Source organism: Photobacterium sanctipauli, from assembly GCF_003026495.1.
Lineage (GTDB): Bacteria > Pseudomonadota > Gammaproteobacteria > Enterobacterales > Vibrionaceae > Photobacterium > Photobacterium sanctipauli.
The window spans coordinates 192,194-204,486 of record NZ_PYMA01000005.1; the positions used below are offsets into that span (position 1 = coordinate 192,194).

Consider the following 12,293-nt stretch of genomic DNA (forward strand, 5'->3'; position numbering starts at 1 on the left):
CGTGTGTCTGTTATTTTTTATCCAAGCGATGTTGGTTCATTTATATTTTTATCGGCGATATTGAATAAGATGGTGCTCGGCGATGGATGGCTCGGCTTCCAGTAACGCTCTTAGGCGATCAAATTCAGCAGTCCATTCAATCAGCCATTGATGCTTAATCTCTTCTGGCATCCAACTCGCATTAATACTGTTAACCATCATCTGGCGTAAGCTACCTAAGTCAAAACCGAAATCTTCAACCATCACACGGTAGCAATTGGCGCTGGTGGTATTGTGGATATGCCAGTCATCAGTACATGGAATAATGTTTAATCCTGCTTTTGCCATGGCGCGAATAGGATGCTTTTTACACCATTCATTGTGTTCTGGCCATTGGGTGAAATAGTAGGTGTTCGATGGGATCACCGTAAATGGCACACCTTGGGTGGCATATTTTTGGGTAAGGGTTGGGTTGTCGAGAATGGTGTAGCCATGATCGATACGCTCAACATTGATCAACTCAAGCCCGCTTTCAACATTACGCCAGTGAAGGCCGAATTCAGAGCAATGTGCAGTGAGCTTCAAGCCATTTTGCTCAGCCAGTCGATAGGCTTTCCAAAAATGCTCAACCGGTGCATTGTGCTCTTTATAGTCAATACCGATACCCAGCACATAAGGGTGTGGGTGAGCGATGAGTTGCTCGACCATCTCAACAGCGACTTCAGGTGTCTTTTCTCGATTGATAGACGGAATTAAGCGAACAACAAGTCCTAGTTCACGTTCAACGTGATCAATGGCTTCTGCCATAGCCTGGGTTGCAATAGGGTAGGGAATGTTAGTGTCGCTAGGGTTCCAGAAGGTTTCGATATATCGTACGCCACAGGCATGGGCATCTTCGGCAACTTCAACAAGGACGCGGAAGTAATCTTCAGGCTCTCGCATCAAGCCATAGAGAAAGGTCAGTGCCTCAATGCCCCCTTTCACAATACCCGTTTCATGTTGGTGGGCCCGGTAGTAACACTTGGCATCCGTTTCAGAAAGCTCAACGCCATACTTGTTCGCAAGCGCAAGCATGGTCTCTAGTCTTACCCCACCCAACAGATGGTAGTGTATATCTGCTTTTGGGAATTTATGATAAAACTGGTTAAGTGTAATTGAAGTAGCGCTCACCTGATCTCCTCTGACGCAACGTTGTTGCGCAATCGTTTGCCTTGTGGGTGAGTATCTACCTGTTACGAAGAAATGTTAAATGCAAATAATGGTATGCTGGTGCCGAATCGGCACTAAGGTTTTATTTTAGTGCCAATTTTAAATTGCTCGTGAGCCTATTATTGTTGCCAAGGAAGGTGAATTTGCCAGCCCGATTGCACTTGCTTGCTCAGTGCTAGCCATAGTGCTTCAGCCTCCTTTCTCAACGGTGCCGAGTTACGGTACAGGCGAACTTGATAGGGGAGGCGATAAACATCAGGCTCGATTGCAACCAGGGTTTTATCTTTAAGAGCTTGCTGTATTTGGGAATCTGGCAACCAAGCGATCCCTTTCCCCCTGATTGCCATTTCTTTGTGTAGCTGGCACATGGAGGTTTCGAACACGGGGTAAGTATTGAGTTGCGGTAAATCGGGCTGGTGTTGTTCGATTAACCGAGCGCTATAGGATTCGGCACTGTAGCGAATGATTGGGGTGCGCTCGCTATTCGGTTGAAACAGCGCTTGGCCATTGTTATCGCTAGCCGATACCAGCAAAAAGTGGCCATGGCCAATACACAGGCTTTGGAATGGCGGTTGCAATAGTGACAAGATTTCAAAGCCGAGGAAAAAGTCACAATTTCCTTCTGTTAGCGATTCAACCGCGAAATCCACTCGAAGTATGTCGATAGCGTAGGTGAGGTCGTGCTCTTTATCACTGTGCTCAATGAGATCGAGTAAGGTCGGAGACGATAGAGAATGCGGCGTCGCGATTCGAATCGGGTTGACCAGTGGTTGCTCTGTACCATTGATAAGCCTCAAGCCTTCTTCCATTTGGGTGATCATATTACGCGCGATGTTCCTGAATTGCCTGCCGGCCGGTGTCAGGCTGATGGGTGTCGTCGAGCGGTCGATTAGGTTCTGTCCCACGGCTTTTTCAAGGGCACGTATATGCCGTCCAAAAGCTGGCTGGGTGATATGCCTTGCTTCTGCTGCGCGTGAAAAGTGCTGTACTTCGGCAAGCATGAGGAAATCTTCAAGCCATTTGGTATCAATGTTCATGGTTCAACCTATTTTATTGTTGTTATTTCGTTGTTTCTAAGTTTGCTGACCTTGGCTTGGATCACCTGCTGCACCTGCTTCATTAACCATTGGGTCTTCGGGTGTTGCTTATCGCGCTCGCGGCTTAGCATATCAATGTCAAAATCGGGGATGGGTATGGGCGGGGTACAGGTTGTGACGCTGTCACCGAATAGCTCTGAACGGCCTAGCATTTCTGCCATGACGCAGAGTAACCGTCGTCCATTGATCATGTGACGAAGCGTTAAGAAACGGGTAGAGCCCAGTACGACACGGCGTGCCTCATTCATATCTGCCAAGGTGATATCAACAGGACTGGATAGCGCTTGGTTAGCCGTAATAACGAGTTGTGGCGTTGCAAGGTACTCAGCAAGGCTAATGGGTAAATCAACATTGAGTATTGTATTGTCGAACAGGCAAACATGCTTTTCTCGATAAAGAAATGTTCGGCATAAATGTTCGCCTGATGTTTTGAATACGCCGATTGCGATATCAACATCACCATTTTCTAAGGCTTGTTCGCAATTTCCAGAATCAATGGCTTGGAAGAGGATTTGGCATTGTGGCGCGGCTTGAATCAGGTGGTCGAAGATGTCGGGACCAAATACTTGCTCTGCATAATCGGTAAAGCCAACCACGAATTTCTCTGTAAATGCAGCGGGCTCAAAGGCAGCTGGCTGAAGAATGTCATCTCGGATGATACTTAATACTGTGTTTATTTTGGGTGCCAACTCCATTGCCCTTGATGTTGGTACCATAATATTGCCTTGGCGCTCGAATAGTGGGTCATCAAGTAAAATACGTAATCGCTTCAAGTTATAGCTGGTTGCTGGCTGACCGAGGTGGAGCCGTTCAGATGCGCCAGAGACACTTCTGCAGGCCATGACAGCCTCAAAGGTCAGCAGCAAATTTAGGTCAACCCCTTTCCAGTTTATTCTATCCACTTAACTACTCATCCCGCTGAATCATCAATGCGCTTAGCGCTATACAATCACAACTCGATATGGGTTATCAAGCACGCTTATAACTTATATTGATTTATTCGATTTCACTGATTCAGGGTGGTTTTCTACAATCGTTGCCACACTCAACACCTTGGTTATGACGCTGGGTATAACCGAATTTAGCGATAGAACAACGATATGAACACAATCAGCCCCCCAACAGGAAAGCAACAGCTGGTAGGGAAGTTCTTGGCGATGCAGTCGCCATTGGAGCTCCTACAACGGCTACCGGTACGTAACTTTAAAACCCACAGCCAGAAAATTGAGCACGGGGACGTTTTTGTTTGTCGCCAGGGGCTAACTTGGGATAGCCATTTATCAGTGGACGATGCAATAAAGCGCGGAGCCGTGGCCGTTATTGCCAACAGGCCGCTTGATGTTGATATCCCCTGTATTGTCACCCCTAGCCACAGTAGCAGTATTAGCCTGATCAACCAGTTCTACCAATACCCGCAAGATACCATCAAACATATTGGCGTGACGGGAACGAATGGCAAAACGACCGTCGCGTATTGCTTGAATAGCTTGTTCAATCAAGAAACACCATCTGCGTACACGGGAACGTTGGGGAGCTATTTTGGTGATGCTCATTTCCCTCTGGATAACACCACGCCGGATGCGATTACGTTGCTTAACTTATTTCATCGCATGCAGCAAAACGACATCACCCACCATGTGATGGAAGTCAGTAGCCATGCGCTTTCTCAGGACAGGGTGAGTATTGTCGATTTTGACGCTGTGCTCATTACTAATATTGGCACCGACCATCTTGATTATCACAAAAGCCGTGAAGATTACATTCAAGCAAAATTACGACTGATTGACCGCTTGAAACCCAACGGTGTCGCGGTAATCAATCTTGATGATGATCTGGCGGCTGCAATGATTGAGCGATGTCGTTCCCGAGCGAGGGTTGTCACTTTCAGTCATCAAAATGAAAACGCAGACTTGGTCGCCAGTAAGTTAAAGGCATCTTGTGAGGGTGGGGAATATGAGGTTCGGTACCAGCATCACAAGTGTCATGTAAAAACCAATCTGCCATTTATGTTCAACATTGAAAAAACCTTGGCCATGTTAGCCATGATGGTTGCATTGGAGGCGCCTTTGGGTGTCGCGGTATCAAGGCTGAGCACGCTTAAGCCCGCGCCCGGACGGTGCGAGGTATACCGATTACCGAATCAGGCCAGGGCAATTATCGACTATGCCCATAACCAAGATAGCTTGTCGAATTTATTGATGAATGTTCGCCAGCACAGCCATAAAGGGCGTATTTATACCGTCATCGGGGTGACGGGCGATCGCCTTGGTGATGCGGCTGAAATCGGCAAGCTTTGTAGCCTCCATTCTGACCATGTGTTTTTCACCACTGATAATCCATTAGGCGTTTGCCAAGATGCGCTGTTTGCGGCACTGACAAGCCAGGTTGAAGGCAATAATGCCACCGTTGTATACGACCGAGCGTTATGTATTAAGAAGGCCGTGTCATGTTTGGCTGAAGGGGACGTACTTCTTCTGTGTGGAAAAGGGCATGAAACTCACCAGTATATTTCTAGCAATAAGAACGAGGCGAGTCCGTACATTGGCGATCTTGCCGCGTTAATGTCAGCCAGTAAACAAAATGTATGGCATGGCGAGCATCAACGGGAAACCGGGGAGCAACACATCCCTCAACCCGAGAGCACCGAGGATCAGCAATGAAAAATAATAAGTTAATCACTGTTGGTTTTAGTGTCTTGATTGCAACATTGCCGATAACCGGGCTTGCTCAACTGGTCCCGGCGGCACCAGAAATTGCAGCCAAAGGCTATGTGCTAATGGATTACCATTCGGGAAAAATTTTGGCATCAGGTAATGTCGATCAGCCGATGGCACCAGCTAGCCTAGCCAAAATGATGACTGCCTACGTTATTGGTCAAGAAATTAATAACGGACGACTAAGCTTAGATGACGAAGTCGTGGTCGGGGAGAGTGCTTGGTCAGTGAAATTTCCTGATTCGTCGAAAATGTTCATTCAGCCGGGTGACACGATAGCGGTGTCTAATTTGGCACGGGGGATAATGGTGCAGTCGGGCAACGATGCTTCTGTGGCAATGGCCGAGCATATCGCTGGGAGTGAAGGTGCTTTTGTGAGCTTGATGAACAGTTGGGCGAAAAGTTTGGGAATGACCAATACCCGCTATATCAATGCCCATGGGCTAGATGGCGAGGGCATTGCGACTTCACCAAGGGATATGGCAACCCTGCTCACACGGATGATTCAGGATACGCCTGATATCTATTCTATCTATAAAGAGAAAAGCTTTACCTGGAATGATATCACCCAGTACAACCGCAATAAGTTGTTGTGGGATCGATCGCTAAACGTCGACGGCGCCAAAACCGGATATACACCAGAAGCGGGCTATAGCCTAACGACCTCAGCAACAGATGGACGCATGCGATTAGTGTCGGTAGTGATGGGCACAAGTAGTCAACAAGCCCGTGTAGCTGAAACGAGAAAGTTACTGAATTATGGTTTTCGATTTTACGATACGAAACCAGTCGCCGTGTCTGGGGAGGCCTTGGGTACAGAAACTGTTTGGTTGGGAGAAAGCGATGAGTTGGAGTACAGCGTTGCAGATGATATCTACCTGACTTTACCAAAGAGTGACTATGGCAAATTGACGGTGAGTTATAAGCTTGAAAACGCAATCATTGCACCAGTTAAGCAAGGTGAAAAGATAGGCACAGTAACCTGGAGCGTTGATGAAGACATTGTACGAGAAGCGCCTTTAATCGCTTCTAAAGCTGTGGAACCGGGTAGTTGGTATAAGCGGTTAATGGATATGGTAAAGCTCAAAATCAAATCATTGTTAACCAGCCTGTTTGACTTTATTGGGCGATAGCAATGGCAGTAGAGACCGTTACGACACCTTTGTCGATGTGGAAAAATACCACTTATGTAAAGCTGCTCAGTGCGCAAATTGTTTCGCTGTTGGGTACAGGTATCAGCTCTATCACGCTAGCATTGCTAGCGTGGGATTTAGCGGAAGAGAATGCGAGTGCCGTATTAGGGACGGCATTTGCCATAAAAATGATCGCCTATGTTGGCTTGGCGCCTATTTTTGGTGCTATTGCCCATAAGTTACCGCGAAAAGCCTTCATGTTTGGACTAGATATTGTTCGTGCAGGTTTAATTCTGTGCCTGCCGTTCGTTACCCAAGCGTGGGAAGTGTATGTATTGGTTTTTTGTATTAATGCATGCTCCGCTGGCTTCACCCCTTTGTTTCAATCCACTTTACCGCAAGTGCTGCCCGACAGAGAGCAATACGTAAAAGCATTATCTTATAGCCGCTTAGCCTATGACTTAGAGCAAATCATTAGCCCTTTGATTGCAGCTGCATTGCTAATGGTGATTAGTTTCAGAGGCTTGTTTATTTTTGATGCTTGCACTTTTTTAGTGTCTGGGTTGCTGATTCTTTTTTGTATTTTGCCTGTATCATTACCCGTCGAACATGGGAAAGGGGTTTGGAACAACCTAAAGTTTGGGATTCAGTCTTACCTGCAAACGCCAAGTTTAAGGGCGCTCTGGATTGCTTATTTAGCGGCTTCTGGTGCGAGTGCAATGGTAATCGTCAATACCGTGGTTTATATCAATGAAGTGCTCGCTGGTGGGGATAAGCAAACTGCGCTAGCCATGGCCATTGTTGGGCTGGGTTCAATGGTTGTTGCCTTTAAACTTCCTACCTTATTGGATAAGTTTGATGTTCGTACGTCGATGATCGCCGGAACGGCTGCTATCACGATAAGCCTACTATTTATGAGTGCTCTGCCAATGTGGTTTGGTTTTGCGATAGCTTGTTTTGTCTTGGGCATGGGGATGTCATGTATTCAAACCCCCGCAGGGCTGTTGATCACGCGCTCTTGCAGTGAACAAGATTCAGCATCCTACTTTGCAGCTAATTTTTCGCTGTCTCACCTGTGGTGGCTGTTTACCTATTTGATCGCCGGATGGAGTAGTGCAGTGCTTGGGTTGTCTCATTCTTATTTGCTAATGGGACTACTGAGCGCAATCAGCTTGTTGCTAGTGGTGTGCTATTTCCCAAAACAGGGTAAACGGTTGGAGTAGCACTTTTAATTGCAAGTGATATTTCGAAACTAAAATTTAACATCTACCATTGTGAATATATTAACTATAAATTATCTTTGGTTGTTTAAATCTTATTCGCTAGCTTGTGACTAGCTGAGTAGTCATAACAACTAGGACGTTGCCATGGTTGATGGATTTAACAATGTGGTGAAAAAATGTGAACGACAAACGTTTCATTTGTTGTTCTTGCTTATTGGTTTTATTGCGTTTTCCGTAACGATCGTTTTATCACTAAATAATGATCAGAAAACCGTCGAAAAGATCATTGAGAAGGGAAATGTTAAAAGTTAATACATCAACAAGGTGATTAAAGATATTGGTTATGGCGGAGCAATCCATAGCTATAAAAACTATATTTTGCGGGCAGATGAAGACTATTACAAAGCATTCAGGCTAGCCTTTGAGCAGGCGTTGTCTGCTATTGGTGAACTCTACTTATTTCAAGACGATAACCTCGAACCTCACCTCGATAACATCAGTGAGATGCTATATGCCTACAATGACAAGATAGATATTGTTAGGAATCAGATTAAATTTTATGACCTATCAGCAGAGGAAAGGGATCGGGTCGGTCGAGTGGATGATAGAAAAGCCCTTAAAGCGATTGCTTATCTCATCAAACAAAAAGATGATATTGCCTTGCACGTGGCGGCTTTGGAGCGTACCAAGCAAGATAAGAAATACCTGATTCTTGTCGTGATGCTACTTTGTATTTTGTATTGTGCTTATGTCATTTTCGTTCGAAGTTCGGATACACAATATGATAAAAAGCTCATTAACCAGTTACATAAGACCATTGCTGAACATGATGGGTATAATAAATATATTAATGAGCTTTATTCACGAAGTGAGATGGTTTTGTCTGAGAAAGAGACCATTGATCGGATAGAAAAGTACAACAACAAGTTCATCGTAACCTGTGCCCTTAAAAATCAGTCGGAATATGATAAGCCTCTGCTTCTGCTGCGGAGTGAAATCACAACGGCAGTTCACTCGATCAAATGTATTAAGTTTACGGATAAGGAAGCAACGTTCTCTATCTACTCCAGCAGTAAAATGGAGTATGAGCTAGCGTTAAAGCTACTCAGAGGGTATGCGAGAAAGTACGATCTTGAAACTAAAGTGTATAAATTACCTGAGCAACTTGAGGATTATTTCAATTCCATTAAGCCCACTTTTGTTTAGCTGAGGCAAGTGGTGGTATTTCCAAACCTCTCAGTGTAGGTTGCTTCTCGGATTGAGTGGCTAAAATAGAGAAAAGCTCGACAAGAATTATTTTGTCGAGCTTTCATCGTAGAAATTGATTGGCGTAATTTCCAACCGCTCAGCGATTACAGGTCAATAAAGCCTGCTGCTTTCATGCGCTCAACCACAACTGCTTTTTGTTCATCGTTAAGTGGGGTGATTGGCAAGCGTGGGTTACCAGCATCAATGCCGTGCAATGCCATTGCCGCTTTACCAGCCGCAACACCGCCGAATTCAACCAGTACACGAATAAGTGCAATAACACTGTCCATGCCGTTGTAAACCGCGGTCATATCACCAGCGTTGAAGTCGTTAATGATCTTATGGAAAAGTGGGGCTGCGTAGTTGTAAGTACTGCCTACAGCGCCTTTAGCACCAACAGCTAGAGCGCCCGGTAGGTGCTCATCAACACCAAATGGAATATCAAACTTGCCGTCACAAGCACGAATACAGCGTTGGTACTCGTATAGATCACCGCTGTTGAACTTCAAGCCGTATAGGTTAGGAATGCGCTTGTCCGCTTTAATTAGGAATTGCTCCATGTCTAGGTTCACACCCGACATGCCAGAGTGGTAGTAGTAGAAACCTTTAGATGGAGCTGCTGCAGCAACTTGTGCACAGTATTCAACTAAATCGTCAACTGAACCTGGTTTGAAGAAGCAAGGACCAATGGCAGATGTTGCGAAGATATCAAGTGTTTCAGCATGACGAGTCAGTTCTAACGTATCAACAATGCTTAGCGCGCCAGTATGAACAGTGATTTTTAATTGACCATTTGAAGCCGCAACCCAACGCTCTGCGATGGCTTTACGCTCTTCAACCGAACAGTGAATGCCTTCACCTGTTGTACCGCAAATGTAAACACCGTTTACACCATCTTTGATAAGGTGCGCTGCAATTTGATCGATAGCAGCATAATTAACGTCTCCCTCTGATGTGAAAGGAGTGTGAGGTGCAGCGATAAGGCCCGTTAGCTTTTCCATAAAGTGATACCTAGTTCTTGAAGTTAAACTTCACTATTTGAAGTTAATCTGGAGTTTGGGTTTATTCTATGGAGTAAAATTTCATGTGGCAATCAATGTTGGTTTAATTTTATCGCTCATTCATCAAAAGTGTGAGCTGGTTTGCAAAGTTCATTTCATGCTTTATGAGCAATTGAGCGGTTTTATGGGTGAAGTTTTTACGTGTATTGTTACAAATGTACCGGAGTATCACTTCACAAACAGGGATTCTCATGGGAAAATCATCAATTATTGATACCAGTTACAATGTTAAGGTTTAACGATGGTCTCGAAACAAACGCCAGTTAAAGCTGGAAAAGTACTTGATATGATGGGTAGCCTACATGAAAGCTTTACTCCATCGGCAAGGCGGATTTCTGAGTTCGTGATGAAAAAGCCAGCAGATGTGACCAAGTTTTCAATTGCTGAATTATCTCAGGCTGTGAATGCGGGTGAAGCAACCATCATTCGCTTTTGTCGTACTTTGGGTTTCAAAGGCTTCCAAGACTTCAAAATGGAGTTAGCCATTGAGCTGTCGAACCAAAACCAAAGCGAAAAATCGATACTAGATACCGATGTCACACCTAATGATCATGCTGAGCTTATTGGTCAGAAGCTGCAAAATACCTTGAATAATGTGCTGACTGAAACCCTTAACTTATTGAACTTTGAGTCATTAGAGCAGGTGGCAGAGCAAATTCGTCAGTGCAATGCGGTGTATTTCTTCGGGGTTGGTTCATCAGGGATCACGGCGGAAGATGCTAAGAACAAGTTTATGCGTATTGGCTATAACGTTGATGCCCTAACCAACAACCACTTCATGTATATGAAGGCTTCATTGCTGAAAGAGGGTGATTTGGCAATTGGTATCAGCCATTCAGGTAACTCGGCTGAAACAACCAAGGCCATGCAACTAGCAAAAGAAGCGGGAGCAAAAACGGTAGCGCTGACTCACAATCCCCGTTCATCGGTTTGCGAGTATGCTGATTGGGTTTTGGTGAATGGAAACCGTCAAGGCCAATTACAAGGTGACTCAATCGGGACTAAGATCACTCAGCTGTTTGTTATTGATTTAATCTATACACTGTTGGTGAAAGATGATGTTTCTGGTGCCCAGGCCCAGAAATTGAAAACAACGAAAGCCCTTGAGACCTAACGGCTCCATCGCTGTTCGAGCTGGGTGGTTTTCAGCCCAGGCTTAGAGGTTGTATGAGGTAATAGTGATGACGCGTATCACTATTACCTTGTTATTTATCTTAGAACTCTTGCCTTATCTTTGGGATAGGCAGTGAATATTTACCCTTCAAATAACTTACCCATTTGATAAACGCTGTGCACCGTGTTTTCAGCTGTCAGTAGAGTTAAGTTGGCTTTATAGCCCGCTTTAACCGCACCATATTGGTCATCGATGCCAAGCGCACGGGCAGGGTATAGGCTTGCCATTCTTAGCGCTTCTTCTTTTGAAACGCCGACATGCTCAATTAAATTGCGAACACCGTCGATCATTGTTAATGCAGCACCGGCAATAGTACCATCCTTATAATGGCATTTCCCATCGGTAACAAAGGCCTCTGTACCCGCCATATCATATTGTGTCATTGTGGTGCCTGCCGGAGTAACGGCATCGGTGACTAAGAAGAGTTTTTCTTTCAGGATATTTTTCGCAATACGAACAGACGGGTAGGATGCGTGAATACCATCAACAATAATGCCTGCAGCGGGCTGCTGATCAAAAATATAACCAACAGCCCCCGTTTCTCTTGAGCTTAATGGCGTCATGGCATTGTAGAGGTGGGTCGCCATTGAAACCCCTTGCTTGTCGAGCAGTTGCTGATAACTGGCATTGGTATGACCCATAGAAACCGTGATCCCTGCGTCAACCAGGCAATCAATGGCGTCTTGGCTCGTTCTTTCTGGTGCCAAGGTAATGACTTTGATGGCATGGTTAAAACTCGCAAGATGCTTGGCCGTTGCCAAGTCTAGCTGCCTGATATGCTCAGGGTTATGCGCCCCTTTTTTTTCATAGCTGATAAAAGGCCCTTCTAAATGCAAGCCAAGGATACCTTCTTGTTCGTGAGTCGCCATGCCATCAATCAGCGTTATTGCTTTGTTCATGTCGCTTGATGAACTGGTGATTAGGGTAGGTAAGTATTGTGTCGTGCCGTGTAAGAGGTTAGTGCGATTTATTGTATCTAGCGTCTCTTTGCTGATGTCAGTATTAAAGAGAACCCCACCACAGCCATTAAGTTGAACATCAATAAAGCCTGCCGTAACAAGCATACCTTGGCCATCAATCTGATTGCTTGGTAATGCGTTATTTTTGTCCATTGGCTGGACACTCTCTATGGTGTCTCCGCAAATGATAACAGCGTGATTGTGCAAAGTGGTATAACCGTCAAAAACACTGATATTGGTTAACGCATACATATTTGTAGGACGAGTATGGGTGGTCATAGTGGCTTCCATAAGATGCTCTGAAAGTGGAGTGATAATGCTGTCCATAAAGATTTCAAAGTAAATCAATGTGGAGTAAAACTTCTTTGTGCGAAGGTTATAGTCATCCAAACTTCATTTCAAGCGTAAAAAAACAAAAACGTGTGACCTGTTGGAGTTTGACTCCTCCATGTTTTTGTTCATATATGGCTTCGCATGACTTGTTTTTAGTGCGTCC

10 protein-coding genes are annotated in these 12,293 nt (G+C 45.0%); 5 read left to right on the plus strand and 5 right to left on the minus strand.

All coding sequences use genetic code 11. From position 1 onward, the window contains the following. Window positions 1-48: 48 nt before the first annotated feature. From C9I98_RS10720 to C9I98_RS10730, 3 genes are all read right to left on the minus strand, one after another. Window positions 49-1,149 (minus strand): adenosine deaminase family protein, encoded by a 1,101-nt coding sequence (locus C9I98_RS10720; protein WP_036830995.1) that lies wholly within the window; start codon window positions 1,147-1,149, stop codon window positions 49-51. A gap of 158 nt (window positions 1,150-1,307) precedes the next feature. Beyond that, window positions 1,308-2,225, minus strand: a complete 918-nt coding sequence (locus C9I98_RS10725) for a LysR family transcriptional regulator (RefSeq protein ID WP_081879131.1) — start codon at window positions 2,223-2,225, stop codon at window positions 1,308-1,310. Between the two features lie 8 nt (window positions 2,226-2,233). Continuing rightward, on the minus strand, window positions 2,234-3,187 hold the full coding sequence (locus C9I98_RS10730; protein ID WP_245907133.1) for a LysR substrate-binding domain-containing protein: 954 nt from the start codon (window positions 3,185-3,187) through the stop codon (window positions 2,234-2,236). A 198-nt stretch (window positions 3,188-3,385) separates the two neighbouring features. On the opposite strand from C9I98_RS10730, the gene C9I98_RS10735 reads away from it, so the two are divergent. From C9I98_RS10735 to C9I98_RS10750, 4 genes are all read left to right on the plus strand, one after another. Next, window positions 3,386-4,945 carry a Mur ligase family protein gene (locus C9I98_RS10735; protein WP_081878844.1) on the plus strand — a complete coding sequence of 520 codons (1,560 nt, stop codon included), beginning with the start codon at window positions 3,386-3,388 and terminating at the stop codon, window positions 4,943-4,945. Beyond that, window positions 4,942-6,132 carry a D-alanyl-D-alanine carboxypeptidase family protein gene (locus C9I98_RS10740; protein WP_036817648.1) on the plus strand — a complete coding sequence of 397 codons (1,191 nt, stop codon included), beginning with the start codon at window positions 4,942-4,944 and terminating at the stop codon, window positions 6,130-6,132. The genes C9I98_RS10735 and C9I98_RS10740 overlap by 4 nt, the downstream gene beginning before the upstream one ends. 2 nt (window positions 6,133-6,134) lie before the next feature. Further along, on the plus strand, window positions 6,135-7,355 hold the full coding sequence (locus C9I98_RS10745; protein WP_036817650.1) for an MFS transporter: 1,221 nt from the start codon (window positions 6,135-6,137) through the stop codon (window positions 7,353-7,355). Between the two features lie 324 nt (window positions 7,356-7,679). Further along, window positions 7,680-8,561: a hypothetical protein gene (locus tag C9I98_RS10750; protein WP_107271951.1), complete on the plus strand. Its 882-nt coding sequence runs from the start codon at window positions 7,680-7,682 to the stop codon at window positions 8,559-8,561. 146 nt (window positions 8,562-8,707) lie between these two features. Here the strand turns inward: C9I98_RS10750 and C9I98_RS10755 are convergent, their stop codons facing one another. Then, window positions 8,708-9,604, minus strand: coding sequence for a dihydrodipicolinate synthase family protein (locus tag C9I98_RS10755; protein ID WP_036823652.1), 897 nt, complete (start codon window positions 9,602-9,604; stop codon window positions 8,708-8,710). A 301-nt stretch (window positions 9,605-9,905) separates the two neighbouring features. Between C9I98_RS10755 and C9I98_RS10760 the strand changes: the two genes are divergently transcribed. Continuing rightward, window positions 9,906-10,778, plus strand: a complete 873-nt coding sequence (locus tag C9I98_RS10760; protein ID WP_036823655.1) for a MurR/RpiR family transcriptional regulator — start codon at window positions 9,906-9,908, stop codon at window positions 10,776-10,778. Between the two features lie 140 nt (window positions 10,779-10,918). On the opposite strand, the gene nagA is transcribed toward C9I98_RS10760, so the two are convergent. Beyond that, window positions 10,919-12,076: an N-acetylglucosamine-6-phosphate deacetylase gene (nagA, locus tag C9I98_RS10765; RefSeq protein ID WP_036823658.1), complete on the minus strand. Its 1,158-nt coding sequence runs from the start codon at window positions 12,074-12,076 to the stop codon at window positions 10,919-10,921. Window positions 12,077-12,293 lie beyond the last annotated feature (217 nt).

Excerpts from the sequence above, each read along its gene's own strand:
- C9I98_RS10725 (WP_081879131.1), bottom strand. The coding sequence starts at position 2,225 with ATGAACATTGATACCAAATGGCTTGAAGATTTCCTCATGCTTGCCGAA.
- C9I98_RS10735 (WP_081878844.1), top strand. The coding sequence starts at position 3,386 with ATGAACACAATCAGCCCCCCAACAGGAAAGCAACAGCTGGTAGGGAAG.
- C9I98_RS10740 (WP_036817648.1), top strand. The coding sequence starts at position 4,942 with ATGAAAAATAATAAGTTAATCACTGTTGGTTTTAGTGTCTTGATTGCA.
- C9I98_RS10745 (WP_036817650.1), top strand. The coding sequence starts at position 6,135 with ATGGCAGTAGAGACCGTTACGACACCTTTGTCGATGTGGAAAAATACC.
- C9I98_RS10755 (WP_036823652.1), bottom strand. The coding sequence starts at position 9,604 with ATGGAAAAGCTAACGGGCCTTATCGCTGCACCTCACACTCCTTTCACA.
- C9I98_RS10760 (WP_036823655.1), top strand. The coding sequence starts at position 9,906 with ATGGTCTCGAAACAAACGCCAGTTAAAGCTGGAAAAGTACTTGATATG.
- nagA (WP_036823658.1), bottom strand. The coding sequence starts at position 12,076 with ATGACCACCCATACTCGTCCTACAAATATGTATGCGTTAACCAATATC.